Origin of the sequence: Sedimentitalea arenosa (assembly GCF_016428585.1) — a bacterium.
Classification (GTDB): Bacteria; Pseudomonadota; Alphaproteobacteria; order Rhodobacterales; family Rhodobacteraceae; genus Sedimentitalea; species Sedimentitalea arenosa.
This window is the reverse complement of record NZ_JAELVR010000016.1, coordinates 1-17,567: the sequence shown is the minus strand read 5'-3', so window position 1 is coordinate 17,567 and position 17,567 is coordinate 1. Positions and strand designations below refer to the sequence as shown.

At 62.1% G+C, this 17,567-nt stretch carries 13 protein-coding genes, 1 tRNA gene and 3 pseudogenes; 5 read left to right on the top strand and 12 right to left on the bottom strand.

What is annotated here, in order from left to right:
- Nucleotides 1-8: 8 nt before the first annotated feature.
- Nucleotides 9-956: a zinc-dependent alcohol dehydrogenase gene (locus tag JF290_RS18875; RefSeq protein WP_199026455.1), complete on the bottom strand. Its 948-nt coding sequence runs from the start codon at nt 954-956 to the stop codon at nt 9-11.
- Nucleotides 957-1,148: 192 nt separating this feature from the next.
- Here JF290_RS18875 and JF290_RS18870 point away from each other — a divergent pair, with 192 nt between their 5' ends.
- Nucleotides 1,149-1,880: an FkbM family methyltransferase gene (locus tag JF290_RS18870; RefSeq protein WP_199026454.1), complete on the top strand. Its 732-nt coding sequence runs from the start codon at nt 1,149-1,151 to the stop codon at nt 1,878-1,880.
- Here JF290_RS18870 and JF290_RS18865 read toward each other — a convergent pair.
- Genes JF290_RS18865 through JF290_RS18850 form a run of 4 tightly spaced genes read right to left on the bottom strand, consistent with a single transcriptional unit; the run spans nt 1,854 to nt 7,194 of the window.
- Nucleotides 1,854-2,666 carry an inositol monophosphatase family protein gene (locus tag JF290_RS18865; protein ID WP_199026453.1) on the bottom strand — a complete coding sequence of 271 codons (813 nt, stop codon included), beginning with the start codon at nt 2,664-2,666 and terminating at the stop codon, nt 1,854-1,856. The genes JF290_RS18870 and JF290_RS18865 overlap by 27 nt on opposite strands.
- A gap of 4 nt (nt 2,667-2,670) precedes the next feature.
- Nucleotides 2,671-3,738, bottom strand: a complete 1,068-nt coding sequence (locus tag JF290_RS18860; protein ID WP_199026452.1) for a glycosyltransferase family 4 protein — start codon at nt 3,736-3,738, stop codon at nt 2,671-2,673.
- Between the two features lie 43 nt (nt 3,739-3,781).
- Nucleotides 3,782-4,702, bottom strand: coding sequence for a lysylphosphatidylglycerol synthase transmembrane domain-containing protein (locus JF290_RS18855; RefSeq protein WP_233155587.1), 921 nt, complete (start codon nt 4,700-4,702; stop codon nt 3,782-3,784).
- 8 nt (nt 4,703-4,710) lie between these two features.
- A complete protein-coding gene (locus JF290_RS18850; RefSeq protein ID WP_233155585.1) occupies nt 4,711-7,194 on the bottom strand; it encodes a CDP-alcohol phosphatidyltransferase family protein in 2,484 nt (827 codons plus the stop codon).
- A 394-nt stretch (nt 7,195-7,588) separates the two neighbouring features.
- Here JF290_RS18850 and JF290_RS18840 point away from each other — a divergent pair, with 394 nt between their 5' ends.
- Complete coding sequence (locus JF290_RS18840; RefSeq protein ID WP_199026450.1) at nt 7,589-8,170, top strand: YceI family protein; 582 nt, start codon at nt 7,589-7,591, stop codon at nt 8,168-8,170.
- A 168-nt stretch (nt 8,171-8,338) separates the two neighbouring features.
- Here the strand turns inward: JF290_RS18840 and JF290_RS18835 are convergent, their stop codons facing one another.
- The 3 genes from JF290_RS18835 to JF290_RS18825 all read right to left on the bottom strand — a co-directional run bounded on the left by JF290_RS18835 (nt 8,339) and on the right by JF290_RS18825 (nt 11,402).
- Nucleotides 8,339-9,316 carry an HAD family hydrolase gene (locus JF290_RS18835; protein WP_199026449.1) on the bottom strand — a complete coding sequence of 326 codons (978 nt, stop codon included), beginning with the start codon at nt 9,314-9,316 and terminating at the stop codon, nt 8,339-8,341.
- Between the two features lie 82 nt (nt 9,317-9,398).
- The gene (locus tag JF290_RS18830) at nt 9,399-11,087 is read right to left on the bottom strand and encodes an arylsulfatase (RefSeq protein WP_227364163.1); all 1,689 of its coding nucleotides are present in this window, start codon (nt 11,085-11,087) and stop codon (nt 9,399-9,401) included.
- Nucleotides 11,088-11,132: 45 nt separating this feature from the next.
- Complete coding sequence (locus JF290_RS18825; protein ID WP_199026448.1) at nt 11,133-11,402, bottom strand: hypothetical protein; 270 nt, start codon at nt 11,400-11,402, stop codon at nt 11,133-11,135.
- Nucleotides 11,403-11,612: 210 nt separating this feature from the next.
- On the opposite strand from JF290_RS18825, the gene JF290_RS18820 reads away from it, so the two are divergent.
- A complete protein-coding gene (locus JF290_RS18820) occupies nt 11,613-13,370 on the top strand; it encodes a tetratricopeptide repeat protein (protein ID WP_199026447.1) in 1,758 nt (585 codons plus the stop codon).
- Between the two features lie 181 nt (nt 13,371-13,551).
- On the opposite strand, the gene arsB is transcribed toward JF290_RS18820, so the two are convergent.
- Both arsB and JF290_RS18810 read right to left on the bottom strand, forming a co-directional pair.
- Nucleotides 13,552-14,580, bottom strand: coding sequence for an ACR3 family arsenite efflux transporter (arsB, locus tag JF290_RS18815; protein ID WP_199026446.1), 1,029 nt, complete (start codon nt 14,578-14,580; stop codon nt 13,552-13,554).
- On the bottom strand, nt 14,577-14,900 hold the full coding sequence (locus JF290_RS18810) for an ArsR/SmtB family transcription factor (protein WP_199026445.1): 324 nt from the start codon (nt 14,898-14,900) through the stop codon (nt 14,577-14,579). Before JF290_RS18810 ends, arsB begins: the two co-directional genes overlap by 4 nt.
- A gap of 138 nt (nt 14,901-15,038) precedes the next feature.
- Between JF290_RS18810 and JF290_RS18805 the strand changes: the two are divergent.
- Nucleotides 15,039-16,010, top strand: a pseudogene (locus JF290_RS18805) (IS5 family transposase).
- A 54-nt stretch (nt 16,011-16,064) separates the two neighbouring features.
- On the opposite strand, the pseudogene JF290_RS19645 reads toward JF290_RS18805, so the two are convergent.
- Nucleotides 16,065-16,208, bottom strand: a pseudogene (locus JF290_RS19645) (IS3 family transposase); the annotation flags it as partial.
- A 336-nt stretch (nt 16,209-16,544) separates the two neighbouring features.
- Between JF290_RS19645 and JF290_RS18800 the strand changes: the two are divergent.
- Nucleotides 16,545-16,634: transfer RNA gene (locus JF290_RS18800), tRNA-Ser, on the top strand.
- A gap of 830 nt (nt 16,635-17,464) precedes the next feature.
- Here JF290_RS18800 and JF290_RS18795 read toward each other — a convergent pair.
- A pseudogene (locus tag JF290_RS18795) lies at nt 17,465-17,567 on the bottom strand (IS5/IS1182 family transposase); the annotation flags it as partial.

Sequence of the window (17,567 nt, the reverse complement as noted above, 5' to 3'; positions counted from 1 at the left end):
TGCGGGGCTCAATCGTAGCGGATGCGATGGCAGAGCGTCGCCGGGTCGGACAGAATGGCACCGTATCGCGCCGGCAGGTCCGAAAAGCTGGTCTCGCCGCTGATCAGATCATCGAGGCGGTCGTCCGACAAAAGCTCGAGTGCCTTGCCCAGCCGCCTGGCATGCGACCAGCGCGAACGGCGCGCTGCGGGCAATTGCCCGACCTGGGAGCTGACGAGGCGCAGGCGCCGACTGTGAAACGCGCCTCCAAAGGCGACCGGCGTCTCGCCCGCGCCGTACCAGCTGGCCTCCACGACGGTGGCCTCGCATGCGGCGCAGTCGATGGCAGTGGCAAGCCCTTCGGACGTCGCCGAAAAGTGCAAGACCACGTCCTGATCCGTTGCTGCCATATCTGGCAGGGCAAAGGCGCAGCCCATCTGGCGGGCGAGTTCGGCCCGATCAGGGTTGGTGTCGATCAGCGTGACCTCGGCCCCCGGCAACCGGGCGGCCAGATATCCGGTCAGCAGGCCGACCACGCCTGCCCCCACGACAGTGATCCGGTCACCCGCACCCGCGCCGCTGTCCCACAGAACATTCAGGGCGGTTTCCATGTTCGCCGCCAGCACCGCGCGCCCTGCCGGGACAGAGGCCGGCACGGGAGCCAACATGGTGTCCGGCACGCGAAACCGCGCCTGATGCGGGTGGAGCGCGAAAACGACCTTGCCGGCCTGCGCCCCGTCGGCGATGCGGCCGACGGCGCAATAGCCGTACTTCACGGGAAACGGGAAATCACCTTCCTGATTTGGCCCGCGCATCCGAGTATGCTCGGAGTCGGGTACCCTGCCCTCAAAGACAAGCCGTTCTGTGCCTCGGCTGATGCCCGAGAACAGCATGTCGATCAAGACGCCCTGCCCCTGTGCACCCGGGCGCAATTCCGCCTCGCACGGCCCGACACTCCAGAGTGCCAGTGACGTCATGCCAATCCCCGATCCGGGGCCTTCGGCATCGCGAGGATGCGCTGTATTGATGAAACGCGGGGAAATCGCATTCTGGCCGAACTGTTTGTTACATGTCTTTATGGTAGCGCGCCAATGTCGATTGCAAGCGCCTGTTAGGGGTGGCGGCGCAGCCTCTCGTCACGAGGCCGAACTGCAGGAAGGACATGCTCAATGGGGCCCTGGCTCGGCTTGCTCAGATCACTTGTGATCTATCACAACCCCGCAACGCTGCGTGCGTGGCGCAGGTTCTATCGTGGCATCCTGCAACCCGGAGACATCTGCATCGATGTGGGCGCACATGTGGGCACGCGGGCGCGCGCGATGCGGGCTGTCGGAGGTCAAGTCGTGGCGGTCGAGCCGCAAGCGCTCTTCGCCAGCTACCTCAGGCTGACCTTGCCGCGTGATATCGTTCTGGTCGAAGCGGCGCTGGGCGCGGACCAGGCGATGGCGGATATGGCAGTGTCCTCGCTCCACCCCACCGTGTCGTCGTTGCAGACGGCGTTCGTGGACCAGGCCGGGGACGCACCGGGTTTTGCACATGTCCGCTGGGATCGTCAACAGCGGGTGAGTGTGACCACACTCGATCAGCTGATTTCCACACACGGAACACCCCGCTACATCAAGATCGACGTGGAGGGCTATGAGCTCGAGGTGCTCTCGGGCCTGTCCCGGCCGGTCGAAATGATCTCGGTCGAGTACCTGCCCGAATTCCGCGGCCTGAGCCACGCCGTCATTGATCGGCTCGAGGCATTGGGACCCTACCAGTTCAACCCGGTCGCAGGCGAACGCGCGGGGTTCACATGGCCCGACTGGCGCAATGGCGCAAGCGCGCGGGAGTGGTTGGACGGATTGCCCGCAGACGCCCCGTCGGGAGATCTATTCGCGCGGCTCGCGTCTTCCTGACGCGCCGTCGTCGGCGCGCAGACAGGCGGCGAAGGCGGGAAACAGACCAGGCGTTGCCGTAACGACCGTGCCGCTGTCCTCCGGCCGTTCTGACGCGGTCCAGCCTTCGACCTGCGCGCCCGCTTCGCGCGCAAGGACCAGCCCCGCCGCGATATCCCAGGGCTGCAAGACACGCTCCCAGAAGCCATCCAGCCGCCCGGCGGCGACATAGGCCAGATCCAGCGCAGCGGACCCCATGCGGCGCAATCCGGCACAGTTGGGCATCAGACGCGCGATATCGCCTGCGTGCTCGTCGATGTGGTTCATGCCCCCGAACGGAACGCCAGTGCCGAACAGGGCCGACGACATCATAGATGTCGGCGCGACCGAGATCTTCTGCCCGTTCAAGGTGGCCCCTTTGCCTTGCATTGCGGCAAAGGTTTCCCGGCGCAGCGGGTCATACACCACGCCGAGCCGCAATTGTCCCGCGTCCTCGAGAGCGATGGACACACACCAATGGCCGATCCCGCGCAGGAAATTCGTCGTCCCGTCCAGCGGATCGACGATCCAGCGGCGCGCGTCCCCGGATGCTGGTCCGGTTTCTTCGCCCAACCATCCATCGCCGGGGCGCAATCGGGCCAAGGCCTGGCGCACGTGATCCTCGGCGGCCCGATCTGCCTGAGACACGAAATCGCCGGCGCGCTTTGTGGATACGATCAGGCATTCTCGCTGTTTCCAGTGGGACAGAAGGATGTCACCGGCTTGTGTCGACAGCTGTATCGCGAGGGCGAGATCTTCGTCGGACATACGGTTACTCCCGCGTCAGCGTGCCGGATGCCACACGGCTCAGCACATCGTCCACAGTTCGCGCCGTTGCTTGCCAGCTCGGCAAGCGGCTGCCGGCCCGAGCCGAGGCCACCGCCATGTGGGCGCGCGCCTCGTGATCGTCCAGCACGGCTGCCAGCGCATCGGCGAATGCCTGTGGATCGTCGGGCGGTACAAGTCGACCAGCGTCACGGGCAACCGTGCCCGACACGGCGCCCGCATCGCAGGAGATGATCGGCAGGCCGTGAATCATCGCCTCATCGAATACCAGCCCGTGCCCCTCGTGCCGGGTGGCAAGGGCAAAGACGAAGGCCTGGTTGTATATTTCCTGAAGGGTCTGATCCGGGATGCGACCGGTCAGGCGAACCCGATCCTCCAGCTTCAAATCCTGAACAAGTGCAGACAGATCCGCCGCACAGGCTGCGTCCTGCGCCGTGCCGACGATCACCGCTTGCCATTCCCGGTCTGTCAGCCGGGCCAGTGCACGCAGCAGGATGTCGTGCCCCTTGCGCGGCACCTGTATTCCCACCGACAAGATCAGCGGAGGATCGACTGGCACTGCATGCCCCATGCGCGGATCGACCCCGGGTCGCGCGACCGTGATCCGATCTGGTCTCATCCCGTACTCCGCGCAGAGCACCGACGCGGTGTGTGGGCTGGGCACGATGACATGGGTGGCAAGTGCAAGGTTGGCACGCTCCAACCTGGACAAGTGATCCCGCCGTGCGGGCGACAGCCCGGTTTCAAGCGCAAGCGGATGGTGAACCAATGCGACGACAGGAGCCCTCACCCGCCCGAGCGCGCCGTGATCCATCGCGCCAAAAGCCAGCCCGTCAAAAAGGATCGGTTGATCCGCGGGAACAGCAGCCAGTTTCTGCGCGGCATCCTCGGTATCGGCGGGACTCGGGTTAGGAAATCCCGCACTCAGCGGCATGTGGTGCATGTAGCGTCCCAGAAGGCGCAATTCCTCCATCAAGCGGCGGTCGTAAATATAGCCGCCCGTCATGCTGGCCAGATCGCCGGGAATGGCGAAAACCGCGCTTCGAGCAGTCATTTGCCGGATCCTCTTTGGGAGACTGGCCTTGCGCGCGACACGGTCAGATCCTTGTGGGATCAGTGGCGAACGAACCGCGCAGCGCAAGCAGGCCCGGCACGGTCGCGATCAACATCGCACAGCCGAACGCCACGCTTGCGGCCAGCGCTTCCGACTGCGTTGCACCGGCAAGCGGAAGAATGACGATCGCTGCTCCCTCGCGCAAACCCCAGCCACCGAAGGTCAGCGGGATCAGCATGCTGAGCAGGATCAGTGGCACAAGAACCAGCGCTGCAACGGGTGTGAGACCCGTCCCGACTGCCTGCGCGCAAAAGGCAAACGCTGCGATATTGCAGAGCGCGGTGCCGACGCTCATGCTCACTTGTCGCACGCGGACGTCCGGAGACGCCAGGGCGTGGAGGAACGCAGCCCGAAACCTGCGCGCAGAGGCGTTCGGCCAAAGCTCGATCCGCCAAAGACCGACCAAAGCCGCGCCTCCGAGAAGAAGAAACAATGCGACTGGCGCTTCCAACCACGCGGGCAGGTCCAACCCACCGGGTCGCAACAGGATCGGGATCACGGCCACCGAGAAAACCACGAACAGCGCGATCTGCCCCGCCACCCTCTCGAACAGCACCGCCTGGGCCGAGGTCAACACCCCCGCCGCAGCCCGTGCGCGGACTGCCCGGCCCGCATCGCCCAGTACACCGCCCGGCAGTGCCTGGTTGAAGACTTGCGCAAGGTAGTATTCCCGCAGCGCCGTGACACGATCCAGCCCAATGCCCATTTGCCCAGCCGTCAACCGCCAGCGCAAAGCCGACAGCACAGTCTGCAACGTCAACGCTGCAGTCGCAGCCGCCAGCCAACCAACGTGCAGGCCGATCAGCAAGTCGATCGCGTTCGCCCCGTCCGCCACACGCCAGAGCAAAGCCAGAAGGGCCACCGCCAACGCCACCTGCAATGACCGCAGAACAACAAGCGGCATGCGGAGAGTCATTTCGCAGCCTGGCGGCGTGGGCTGACCGAAGAAAACGCGCTGAGAAACAGATCGCGCATTCGGTCCATCGCGATGACCGGCGCGTCCTTTGGCGGTATCAATCCCGGCGACAGGCCCCACGCCATGGTGCGATCCACCAAATGTGCGGGACCAATCACGTGGATCGGCACATCGGGGCGGTCGTCCTGCGCCACGAATCCTGCCGCCTGGTGGTCCCCCATCACGACCAGCAGCGGCGGCTCATCGCCGTGCTTCTCGGCATAGGACAGGATCGCCTGCAACGCGTAGTCCACGGCGAGCCGGTATTGAGCCCGCACCCGGTCGCGGTCTCGCCACACGGCTTGGGGCGTATCGCCAGCGGTAGCCATGTCGTTGAAGATGGCGCCATCTTCAATTCGGTCCCACGGCACCAGCGTCGGCACCGGCACCCAAGGCGCATGCGACGACCCGGTCGCCACTTGGATGAATGCCTTCTTGGACCGCCCCTGCTGGCGCAAGATGCGATCGAGGGCGGCATAGGTGAACTGATCGGGCATCGTGACCCAGTTGAAATTCAGCCCCTCGTATCCCAGGTCGTCGGCCGCAAGAACCGTGCGGAACCCCATCCGGCTGCTTTCCGGCCAATCCAGCGTGATCTGCGGCATGACTGCCGCGGTCTCAAAGCCCGCGTTTGCAGCCAGGTGAAACAGTGTTTGCCGCTCCGATGCCAGCGCGGCGCGATAGCGGGTGTCGCTGTTGACCCACACGCCATTGGCAAAACTTGCATGCGCGAGCCAGCTTTGGCCGCCGCGCGTGGGCGAAGACAGGATGCCGGACGCCGTGGAGAGTCCAAGAGCCTCAAGCCTGACTTGCCCCTCGGCCAGCGTCGGGCGATGCAGATCGGCGTATAGCGGATTGTCGAGGCTGGTCCGGCCATAGCTTTCAAGGAAAACGACGATCACATCGCGGTCGATCAGATCCAGAAGACCCGGCGTGCCGGCGAACGGATCAGAGGCCGCGGCAGCCTCGAAGGCTTGCAGGTCACGCAGCGTGGCCCGAGCGGTCTGCAGCTTGTCTATCGCCATGACAGTGGATCGGGCGGCACCTGGGGTATTGTAGGGCAGATCCCACCGCTCAATCCGGTCGCCGACATCCGCAACGGCGAGGCCGCCTGCAAGGCAGGCCGCACCGCCGACCGCCGCTTGCCACCTTGGGGATGCCGGCGCGGCGTTTGCCCAGATGCCCGTGGCCCACCAGACGGCCAGGCCCAAGCAGCCGAGCGCGATGATCGCACCAAGCAATGCAAGGACGGCGAGGACAGGTCCGATCGCGCCGATCAGCAGGCGATATCCGGCCTCGGCCAAGGCCAGATCGGCCAATGGATTGAAGGCCCGTGCAAGCGCCGAGAACATCGCCAGATCAGCCAGTTTGAACACCGTCAGACCCAGCAGTGCCGCCGTTACGGCAACCCGCAGCGGTAATGTGGCCCAGCTGCGACCCAGCGCCAGCAAAAGCAAGAGAAGTACTGGCAATTCCAGCGGAAACCTGGCCAAGGTGCTCCCCGCCAAGCCCCCCGGGTGGTGCGGCAGGATCAGGACCAGGTGCAGGATGACGGCCGCAAGAACAACCCGCATGACCTGGCGGCCTCCGGGGGATAGTCTCACGATGCCAGAAGAAGATGGCCGTCGCCCAGCCCCTTGCTCATGCGAGGAAGCCTGCCGCAACAACCACATCGTATCGACCGCGAACGACCAGAGAAGGAGCGCCGTCGCACCAAGGGTTATCGCCGGTATCGCTGCGTTCGGAGTCAGTGGACAAACCAGCAGGATCAACGCTGCGATCTGCACCACGCATATCGCCTTGCGCCGCCAGGACGGGAGCAGGCTGCCTTTCAACGCGGGCAGTACATACGAGACCAGAACGAACGCGTAACGCGTGAAGCCGAGCACCAGGATTTCAGCGCCCGTGGTGTCGCTCACCAGCAGCCAAAGCGACAACACGGCAGCCAGCGCCGCGTCGGTTTCCATGTCAAATCGCGCGCCAACAACCGAGACCAGACCCGCGCGGCGCGCCAGCCAGCCATCGATCCCATCAAGCGAAAAAGCGACCGTGGCAATTGCGAATACGAGCCAGCCTGACACGCCCGGGGCGAACAGCATGCCAAAAAGAAAACAGACCAGAGCGGCCCGGAAGAAGGTCACGACATTGCACAGACCAAGTCGAGGGTGCGGGTAATGCGCAGTCAGGGCGCGCGCGAACACCGCCATCACCCCTGCCAAGACGGCAAGAAAAACAAACGTGGCGAGCCCGCCTTGCAAAAACATGGCAGAGGCAAGGTAGAGCGGCAACGCGAGACCAAGACCCACGAGCATCAGAGACGCGCCAGGCGATGTCACCGCGCGCGCATGGAAAATTTCCCGTGTTCGGCCCTCGATCATGGACGTCCTGAGTTCCCTTGCAACATAGCTAGAACGCTTGGTTGAAATCTCGACACCCGGCATCTCCGGAACGATGTGAGATGGTTAACGCAATCGATTTGCAAGCCAAGCGCAAATCGTACATTCGCGTGGCACCACGGCAGAACGCAATGGTTTCAGGTCTTCAATCGCACTGCCGCCAAAAAGCACACGTTGGCAACATCATGCGCTCAGGCAGCCCGAGGAACCTTGGGTTTGTGCCTGACATCGATGATCTGAAGACGCGGACGCCGATGACAGCCGGACGGCGGTGTGTTCCATGTCACGGACCCGCGCATCGCGTACGGGCGATCGATTGTTGCCGCCGTTTGTAGAAAACGCCCTATATCACACCCTGTCACCGTTCAACATGCGAACGCGGCGTGGCGGTCATGAACCGACCTACGTGCCGTCTTCGCCCCACAAGAAAGGACAGATCATGCGTATCGTGATGACCGCTGCGGCTCTTGCCTGCATTGCCGCCCCCGCCGTTGCCGAGATGGGAGAATACCAGCTCGATCCGGAACATACGGTCGTGTATTTCACGGTCGAACACATCGGTTACGCAAAGACGCTGGGCATTTTCCGCGGTATCGAGGGCCGGTTCCAATACGATCCCGCAACGCAGGATTTGGGAGATGTCACCGTTACCATCAACGCTAAAAGCGTTGACACGTTCAACGAGGCGCGGGATGCACATGTCCGCAAGCCTGACTTCCTGCATGTCACCCAACATCCTGAAATCACATTCGCTGCGAACGGGGGCAACGCCGAAACCGCCACCAGCGGGACAGTGACGGGCGACCTCACCATTCTGGGCGAGACCCGACCGGTGACATTGGACGTCACGCTGAACAAGATGGCCCCCTATCCGTTCGGGCATCAGCGCGAAACCCTCGGACTGTCTTTGGAAACTTCGATCAAGCGCAGCGATTTCGGTATGACCTACGGAGTCGCCAACGGGCTCGTCGGGGATACGGTCGACATTTTCATCGAAACCGAAGCGATGCGGATGGAGTAGCAAGCGGGCCGGTTCGGACTGGTGACCGTCAGACAGAGTGGAGTCGGTTTCCGGGCGCTGCGTGAAGCGACCCATGGCGCCGCTTTCAGCCGTTGTCGTATCGCAAGCACGGCGTTGCGGTCGCGCGCACCTGCCACATGACTGGCAAACGCGCGCCCTCAACTGAGACTAGTCACCGAAAACCGTTGTCCAGTCCTTCGACATATCGACCACCGTCCAGCCATGCGCCGCCGCGGCGTCCAGCCCCTTGTCGAGTTTTCCGAAACTTGCGTTGCGATCATAGGCGTATTCGCGTCGCGCGTCGGTGTGATGGACATAGAGACAGAAGCCCGGGCCATCCGAAAGGCAGGTGTATTGCAGCATTTGCAGGTCACCGTCGGAGTTGCCGAAAGCGGCAATCGGGCGGATGCCGATATGGGAGTTTATCCCGACCGGTTTTCCGGGACCATCGTCGATGAAATCGATCTTATCGGTCCGCATCAGGACCGGCTTGCCATCCACCATCTTGAACTCGGTCGCGATCGACGAGCCGACGACCTGCTGGGGCGGAATGTCATAGATCTGTTCGGTCCAAGGGCGCATGAACTCGACACCGCCGCCGGATACGATGAAGGTCTTGAAGTCGTTGTCCTGAAGATAGTCGATGAGCTCCAGCATCGGCTGATAGACCAGCTCTGTGTAGGGTTTGCCGAACTTCGGGTGGCGCGCGGTCGCCAGCCAGTCCTGGGTCAGCTGTTCGAACTCGACGGTGCTCATCCCGGAATGCGTGGCGGCGACGATCTGAAGAAGCCCTTTCTCGCCCGCCGCGGCAAGCGCCTTGGTATCGTCTCCAAGAACCGCCTGGAACGGCTGGGTGGTTTTCCACTCGGGGTGGTCGTCCGCCATCGCTTTCACTCTGTCGAATGCGAAGGCAAGCTGGGTGTACATCGGCTGTTCGATCCAGAGTGTGCCGTCATTGTCAAAGGTTGCGATGCGGTGGTCCTCATCGACGAAAGTCGCACTGCCCTCGGTGGTCACGCCCTCCACGAAAGCGATGATCGAGGTCTTGGTATCGCCATCGTTCCAGGATGGCAGCGGATCGTCCTGCGCAAGGACGGGCGTGGTGAAGGCGAGGCCGAAGACAAGGCCGGAAAGAAGCGGTTTCATGCAGAGGTCAACTTTCGGAACGGTCTGGGTTTTGAAAAAAACGGGGCGGACCGTCATTGGCCCGCCCCGCAATATCATGTCGTCAGTTGCCGGTCGGCAGGCCGATGCTGACTCCGTTCTTCTCGAGCTCGTCACGCACATGCTGGAAGCGCTGGTACCCGCTCAGCGTGATCGGACCGGTGTAGGTCTCGCTCTGCAGCTTGCGTGGCGGATACTGGACGTATGTCTTCATGATCTCCTGCATCGCCTCGTTGGCCGGGACCATAGCCCAGGTGCTCTCGGTGAAGGTGGTCATGAAGATGTCATACCGCTCCTGCGGATCGTCCAGCAGGTTGAACACCTGCGGCACCGTGGCGACGTATTTCTCGGCGCCTTTCCAGCCGAGATTGGTGTCGACTGCAAGGCCGCCGGTGGCCGCGCCGTCGTCGCCGCGCAGGTTGAACACGTATTTGAAGTTGCCCACGCGAACGGCGCCCGGCGTCAGTTCGTTCTCGGTGAAGTAGAACCACTCGTTGCGATCCGACTTGCCCTTGCCGGTCCAGACCGGGGTCATGTCGTAGCTGTCGAAGACGATCGGCTCGCCCTTGCGGTCGTTCTCGGGCAGATCCTGCCCCGCCAGGGACGCGAAGGTTGCCATCAGGTCGAGACCGCCAAGAATGTCGTCGCTCTTGGAGCCCGCCGGAACCTGGTTGGGCCAGCGAACGACGGCCGGAACCCGGCTGCCGCCCTCGCGGTCGGTGCCCTTGGTGCTGCGGAACGGCGTGTAGCCGCTGTCCGGGTAGACGTCTTGCCAGGCGCCATTGTCGACCGTGTAGAACACGACAGTGCTGTCCTTGAGACCAAGATCGTCGAGTTTCTTCAGCACGTTGCCGACGCGGGCGTCAAGCTCGACCACCGAATCGGCGTAGGGCGACTTCGAGATCGATTTGCCTTCGAAATCCGGGTGCGGCAGGTTCGGCTGGTGGTTCTTCATGAAGTTGACGTTGATGAAGAACGGCGTGTCCGGGTCCTTGGCGGCATCTTCCAGGAACTCATAGGCGGCCTTCTCGACATAGGCATCGAGATATTTGATCCCGACCTTGCCGTCGTTGGGCGTGTCGGCATCGCCGATCACCTTGAAGTCCTCGGTCGCCTTTTCGCCGGCATTACCCGAGAGCGATCCGGTGGTGATCTTGGCGAACTCGGCCCGGAGGTCGTCGCTCATATTCTTGTGCCAGCTCGGATCGGGATAGGTATAGGCGTTCAGGTGATAGAGGAACGCGTTTTTCATAACATCGTAGCCCTGCGCATTGGGCAACGCGTAGTCGGACTCGCCCAGATGCCACTTGCCGGTGAAATAGGTCTTGTACCCGGCCTCCTTCAGCACCGAGGCCAGGGTCCATTCAGCCTCGGGAAGGCCGCCGCCCTGGCCCTGGAAGGCCACGGTGGTCATGCCAGAGCGGTTGGGGTTACGCCCCGTCTGGATCGCGGCCCGTCCCGGTGTGCAGGACGGTTGACCATAGAAATTCGTGAAGAACATGCCCTCCTTGGCCAATTGATCGAAATTCGGCGTCGGCATCCCGCGCGCTTCACCGCCGAGATACGGTCCCAGATCGCCCCAGCCAGTGTCGTCCGAGACGATCAGAAGGATGTTCGGCTTTGCCGCAGCAGATTGGTCCTGTGCAAATGCGGCCGTCACCACAAAGCTTGCCGCAACGATCGAGAGGCCGAGCCTCAGGGCATGGCCCATTCGCCTCTCGGCTCTTGGGGGCTGAATTTCGGTCTGTGTCATGGGTTGGTCTCCGTATGGTTTGAGAAATGGCGTGGCGGCGAACCTTTACGATTCGCCCCCGCAACCGGTTGATGTCATGAGGCGCGAAAGCGCCAGGTCTGCTTCGATCTCCGCCTCCAGCTCGCGCACGATCTGCTTGTAGTCGGTGATCCTTTGCGTTTCGGGCGGATCTTTCAGGCGCCAGTGCTGCAACGCAGACCGCGCGACCTCGTAATCGCACACGATCTCGCAGAACCGCTCGTCGTCCTTCATGCGTCGACGGATCGAAAAGGCTTGGTCGGGCCAACGGTTCATCGTGAAGTGCCAGCGGTCCATGCAATGTCCTCCGATGGAACGACGCCGGAGAAGGGTTTCACTAAATCGAGTAGCGCCTTCGACCCGCTCAAGGGAGTAGCGAACGGGTTCGTACCCCCCCTGTGACACCCCCCTGATGTTGTGATGTTAACATGAAATCTGTGTGACGTAGGCGAAGGCGGCTGCTAAAGACACGAGATACAAGCGATTTTTTCGCGATACGGAGAATCGATGGCGCACACGGTCCAACAGGCAGTCGAATGCGAGAGGGACACCCCGTCGACAGCCGACATTCAGGCGGCTTTGGAACGTGTGCTGGCCAGTCCGGATTTTTCGGCCAGCGATCAGCGTCGGAAATTCCTTCGCTTCGTCGTCGAAGAAGCGGTTGCGGGTCGCGCCCAGGGTCTGAAGGGCGTCGTTATCGCGCACGAGGTGTTTCGGCGCGACACCGATTTCAACAGCAAGTCAGATCCGGTCGTCCGGCTGGAAGCGCGCCGCCTTCGCCGCGATCTCGACAGCTACTATGTCGGGCCTGGACGTGATGATCCCGTACGGATCTCGATTCCGAAGGGTGGATACGCGCCGGAGTTCGAGACACTGCACCACGCGCCTGAGCCCCCCGACCCGCAGCCGCCGGAGGTCGATCCCACACCGCCCCGGACGCACCAACGCAGCTCCCGGGCAACACTCGCGATCGCGATCCTTCTGGTCCTGCTGACCGGGGTGGGCGTCGGCCTTCTCCTCCAAAAAGGGTCAGACGATACCACCACGGCAACCGCCGGCGAGGTCGATCTGCCCCGTGTCGCCATTCTGCCCTTTCAGGCGCTCGATCCGTCAGAGACCACGCATGCGCTCGCAGCTGGCCTCGGCTCGGAACTCCTGCACTATCTGAGCCAGTTCCGCGGCCTCCGGCTTTTTGCGCCGTCGGTCGAGAACCTTGAAGCACAGACATTGGCAGAGCTCGGCAAGGCCCCCCTCCCCAGCTACGTCGTGCGCGGAGAAGTTCTGATCGAGGGGAATCGCGTCTCCGTCGTGGTCAACCTCTTGAATGCCGGCACTGGCGAAATGGTCTGGAGCGACATTTACGACCTGCAACTCTCACCGGGATCGCTCATCGATTTGCGCGACTCCGTGTCGGCCGAGATCGCGAGCGCCCTTGGGCAGCCATACGGGGCTCTGTCCGAGGACATCCGGTCGAACGCCGACAGCCCCCCGCCGGCGAGCCTGGAAAGCTACCTTTGCGTTCAACAGGGGTATTCCTATCGCCGGACCCTTGAGCGGGCCGAATTCGAGCAGATGCTCGAGTGCCTCGATGCGGCGGTGGCACGAAATCCGGACTACAGTGACGCCTGGGCGATGCTGGGATGGGTCCGCCTCGACGCGTCCCGGTACCGGTTCCTGCCGCCCGAACAAATTAACGCCAACTACATTGCGGCCTTGGCCGCGGCCGAGCGCGCCTATAGCCTGGATCCCAACAACGTGCTGACCCTGAAGGCTCTGTCGGCTATCCATCACCACATGGGCAACTACCAGGAAGGCGAGCGGTTCGGATGGCGGGCGCTCGAGCTCAACCCGAACGACCCCGATACGCTCGCCCAGGTCGGCTGGCGGCTTGCCGCTCGGGGCAAGTTCGACGAGGGTGTTCCGCTCATGGAACGGTCTCTTGAGCGAACCGTCGATCCGCCGGCATGGTACTATCACCTGCTCTCGATGTATCATCTGTTGGAAGGCGACGCAGCCGTTGCGCTCGACATCGCCGAACACTCGGCAAACAAGGGTTCCGGCTTCGGGAATTTCCTCGTCGCGATTGCAGCGGGGGCGCTCGGCGATGGCGAAAGAGCCAGATCGGCGTTGGAGGGCATCAATGCCTCTCCGTCCCTCGCTTCAGACCCGGCCGCTTTCATGCGCAGCCACGGAGCGACGGAAGAAATCATTGGAAAAATGATCTCGGGATATACAGAGGCCAAACGGCTGGCCTCTAGCTTGTGAAAGAACGAGTGGACTTCTGATCTGCGAACGCGATGTGCGCTGAAGCCCTCTCTACGCCCAAGTTTCGCACCACATCAAAGGCGGCTCATTTCTGTCGTTTGCGGCCAGTGTCATCGCAGACTGACCGGACATGCAGCCCCTTTGCGGGAGTAGCTGCGGATGATGAGTCACAGGCGGTGGTTCAACTTGTTGACCCGGGGAATTTCGCGCGTGTCCGGTTGGCTATGCTCACCAGGCTCAGCATGACCGGCACCTCGACCAGCACACCCACGACGGTGGCGAGCGCCGCGCCGGAGTTCAGCCCGAACAACCCGATGGCCACCGCGACTGCGAGTTCGAAGAAATTGGACGTTCCGATCAGCGCGCAGGGTGCTGCGACCTTGTGCGGTACGCGCCACAGATATGCCCATCCGTAGCCGAGCGCGAAGATCCCGTAGGACTGGATGATGATCGGCACCGCGATCATTGCGATCAGCAACGGTTGCGCAAGGATCACCGGCCCCTGAAAGCCGAACAGCAGGACCACGGTCAGCAAAAGCCCCACCACCGAGGCCGGCTTGAGCCGCGCCGTGAACGCCGCCACCGCCGTGTCGCCACCTCTTGCGATCAGCGCCTGTCGAGTGAACATCCCCGCGATCAAGGGAATGACGATGTAGAGGACGACTGACAGGACCAGCGTTTCCCACGGCACGCTGATGTCGGTCACGCCAAGCAGGAACGCCACGATCGGCGCATAGGCGACCACCATGATCAGGTCGTTCACCGAGACCTGCACCAGCGTGTAGTTCGGGTCGCCTTTTGTCAGTTGCGACCAGACGAACACCATCGCGGTACAGGGCGCGGCGCCAAGCAGGATCAGGCCCGCGATGTATTCCTGTGCGCGCTCGGGGTCGATCAGCCCGGCAAAGACATGCTCAAAGAAAAGCACCGCCAGCGCCGCCATGGTGAATGGCTTGATCAGCCAGTTGACCACCAGCGTGATGACCAGGCCCTTCGGCCGTTGGCCCACCGTCTTGAGCGAGCCGAAATCTACCGCGATCATCATCGGATAGACCATCGCCCAGATCAGGACGGCGACGACAAAGTTGACCGAGGCGACTTCCAGCGCGGCCAGCGCACCAAAGAGGCCTGGCGCAAGGTTGCCGAGCAAAAGTCCGGCAAGTATGCACAGGGCGACCCAAAGGGTCAGCCATCGTTCAAAAAGACTCATGAAGTTTTCTTTTCATCTGGCATGCAGCAGTCTGCGGAAGCGGGCGGGGTCAGGGCCTGAATGAAATCGACAAGCGGCGCGAGGGCGGCGGGGTTCAGCGCGTAGCAGGTGCGCGGCCCTGAGATTTCGCCAGTGATGACACCGACGGCCTTCAGAATGCGCAGATGCTCGGAAACCGTGGACTGAGCCAGGCCGACAGCGTCCACGATGTCGCCGCCAATGCATCCGGGCGTGGCGCGCAGCAACCGCAGTATGCGCAACCGCGCGGGATGGGCGAGTGCCTTTGCCAATTCTGCGATGGGAGTGTTGGGGTGGAGCACGTGAGTTCCTACATTTCGTTAATCGTCGATACACGATAGCCAAAGCGACTGCAACGACGCTGCGTTCGTCGCGGCGTTGTTGCAGAACTCTGACGTCTGAGGATTCACTTTGCGAATCCATGGCGTGAGACGCACCGTATGAACAAGCCATCTCTCGCCCGCTATCGCACAACGAACTGGTCCAGCTACAACGCGTCGCTTCGTAAACGGGGGCCTTACTGATCTGGGTCGACAAGGACATGTCCTGGCGCGCGCCGCATGAAGGGCGACCTGGACGGCCAGCGGTGTTTTCCGATGCGGCCATACGATTCTGCCTGTCGATCAAGATCCTGCTCAAGCTGCCTTTGCGCCAGACCGCAGGCATGGTGGCAAGCCTGCGGAAACCAGCGGGGCTGGACTGGTCGGTACCGGACTTCTCCACCCTGTGCCGCCGGCAGAAGACCTTGTCCGTGCAGATCCCCTATCGCCGTTCCGACGGGCCGCTCAACCTGCTCGTGCCCTCTCGGGACATCACTTGGTGATGCCCTGCCGGGTGACAGACAGCACTGGTATCAAGTTCCTAGGTGATGACGAATGGCAGGCGCACAAGCATGGGGTGCAGGGCCGACGCCAATGGCGCAAGGTCCATCTGGCCATGGACCCGGCCACATCCGACATTCGCGCCGTGGAGTTCACCCCAGCCGCGACGGCGACAGCCCCGTGCTGGACGACCTGCTCGGCCAGATACCGGCGGACGAGCCGATCAGCACGGTCACCGCCGACGGCGCCTACGACACACGCCGCTGCCACAAAGCCATCATCGAGCGCGACGCCATTCCGATCATCCCGATCCGAAAGACCGGACGGCTATGGAAGAATGACTGCCCGGCGGCCCGCGCCCGAAACGAAACCCTGCGCGCGACGCGATATTTCGGCAGGGCGTTCTGGAAACGGTGGACCGGATACCACGCCCGCAGCCGGATCGAGGCGAAGATGCGCTGCCTAAAGGCCTTCGGCGAGCGCATCATGGCGAGAGACCCGGACCGCCAGACCGCCGAAATCCACATCCGCATCGCCCTCATGAACCGCTTCAACGCACTCGGCACCGCCGAGATCGCCCGCTTGGATTGACGTCAGCCGGGTAAGGGGCAGTCGCGCCTCAGGCCGGGGTAATGCAACAACGCCGGTTTTTGCCCTGATGAACTCGCGGGGCGATTTCCATTTCAGGCCGCTGTGTGAGTGGTTTTCATTTTAGTCCTCGACCCAGCCTCCTATCAATTTCAGAACGGTTTTGGCGTCGGGCAGCGTATTGACGCGGACATAAAGGCGTCAAGCCGCAACAGTGCAACAGCGAGTCCAGAAGTGGAGGTTGTTCAGCGATAGCGGCTCATCCTGCGTCGCCGCCGATCTGGCCGAGTATCTCGGTGACAAGTGCATGGATCATGTGCGTGGTGCGCCGCATCACGCGGTCGGCAAAATTCTTTCTATTGGCAGATCGGCCGCTTCGCACGGAGTCGTTCACGTTGACGGTTTTTTCCAAACACCGAGGGATTTCGCACCGATAACGGCCACCGTTACAATACTGCGCGTATAAGATGAATGAATGAGCATTGAAGCGCTACTTTCGCCTTGTTTCTCGGGCTGCGCACCTCTAAACGGGACGGCGGAGACGTGGCCGAGTGGTCGAAGGCGCTCCCCTGCTAAGGGAGTAGGCCCGGAAGGGTCTCGAGGGTTCGAATCCCTTCGTCTCCGCCACTTGCCCCCTCGAAAGCGTTCTCCCGATCCGGCTGCGGCCGGATTTTTCCGTTTTTTTCGAGGGTTATGCGAGTGTGGCTTAGCACTGGCCGCTGCGCCAAGAGGCCCGGAAGCGGTCTCTCCGTGGCGATATTCTCCGGACCTGATGACTGCGCCGTTTTGGTGCTCAGGCTGTAAGGTTATGATAAAAAACAGTTTTCCAGAAAAGTAGCTGAGCACTTCGAAGCTGGTCGCGTTCGGTCGAACGGAACTGAGATCGAAACGTCTCAGCGTCCCAGCATTTGCGTCGTTCAACTTGGAAGCTTCATTGCGGCGAGGCCCAACAAGTGCGCAAAATTGGTAACCACTATGGCGAGGGCGAATGACCAGCCGGAGACATCTGGGAGGTCTCACGGGCTCGGCAAAGGCTGGGGAGCTCAGCGCCCGGAGATTATTCTGGTGAATTCGTTTTGCCTTGCGGCTAGTATCGGCCTTTGAAAACGGGTAGCTCGTTTCCTGCCAGTAATGAAGGACAAGTGATGACCGATGCCGCGCCAATCAAACCCGAAGAAACGGTACGACAACAGGTTATTAGGGACTTATTGCGACTGGGATGGAAGGAGACACAACTTCGGTGGAAGCCAGAATGGCAGGTGCCCGACACGCCACATGACCTAACCAAACGTGAGCGCGGACAGAAGTATGCAACTTGTGGTTCAGCGGATTTGGTTGCCTTCGCCGATGACAGCGGCGAGTGGTATGCGCTGCAGGTTATCTTCGAATTCAAGGCCCCGGACATTGAGGCAGGGCGATCTCAGCTCCTACGCTATTTAGGCTCCAGACTCATTGATTTACAGCCAGAACAAGACAGTAGCCGCGAGCGCGATTGCCGAGAGGAATACCGTCGGGGATCTGTCGTAGCGGGTGGCAACGCGACGCCAATCCTTCAGTCGC

What these genes read in the sequence shown, in the direction of transcription:
- JF290_RS18850 (WP_233155585.1), bottom strand. Translation starts at nt 7,194, where the DNA reads ATGCCGGGTGTCGAGATTTCAACCAAGCGTTCTAGCTATGTTGCAAGG.
- arsB (WP_199026446.1), bottom strand. Translation starts at nt 14,580, where the DNA reads ATGAGTCTTTTTGAACGATGGCTGACCCTTTGGGTCGCCCTGTGCATA.
- JF290_RS18855 (WP_233155587.1), bottom strand. Translation starts at nt 4,702, where the DNA reads ATGCCGCTTGTTGTTCTGCGGTCATTGCAGGTGGCGTTGGCGGTGGCC.
- JF290_RS18830 (WP_227364163.1), bottom strand. Translation starts at nt 11,087, where the DNA reads ATGACACAGACCGAAATTCAGCCCCCAAGAGCCGAGAGGCGAATGGGC.
- JF290_RS18820 (WP_199026447.1), top strand. Translation starts at nt 11,613, where the DNA reads ATGGCGCACACGGTCCAACAGGCAGTCGAATGCGAGAGGGACACCCCG.
- JF290_RS18865 (WP_199026453.1), bottom strand. Translation starts at nt 2,666, where the DNA reads ATGTCCGACGAAGATCTCGCCCTCGCGATACAGCTGTCGACACAAGCC.
- JF290_RS18840 (WP_199026450.1), top strand. Translation starts at nt 7,589, where the DNA reads ATGCGTATCGTGATGACCGCTGCGGCTCTTGCCTGCATTGCCGCCCCC.
- JF290_RS18825 (WP_199026448.1), bottom strand. Translation starts at nt 11,402, where the DNA reads ATGGACCGCTGGCACTTCACGATGAACCGTTGGCCCGACCAAGCCTTT.
- JF290_RS18875 (WP_199026455.1), bottom strand. Translation starts at nt 956, where the DNA reads ATGACGTCACTGGCACTCTGGAGTGTCGGGCCGTGCGAGGCGGAATTG.
- JF290_RS18860 (WP_199026452.1), bottom strand. Translation starts at nt 3,738, where the DNA reads ATGACTGCTCGAAGCGCGGTTTTCGCCATTCCCGGCGATCTGGCCAGC.
- JF290_RS18835 (WP_199026449.1), bottom strand. Translation starts at nt 9,316, where the DNA reads ATGAAACCGCTTCTTTCCGGCCTTGTCTTCGGCCTCGCCTTCACCACG.
- JF290_RS18870 (WP_199026454.1), top strand. Translation starts at nt 1,149, where the DNA reads ATGGGGCCCTGGCTCGGCTTGCTCAGATCACTTGTGATCTATCACAAC.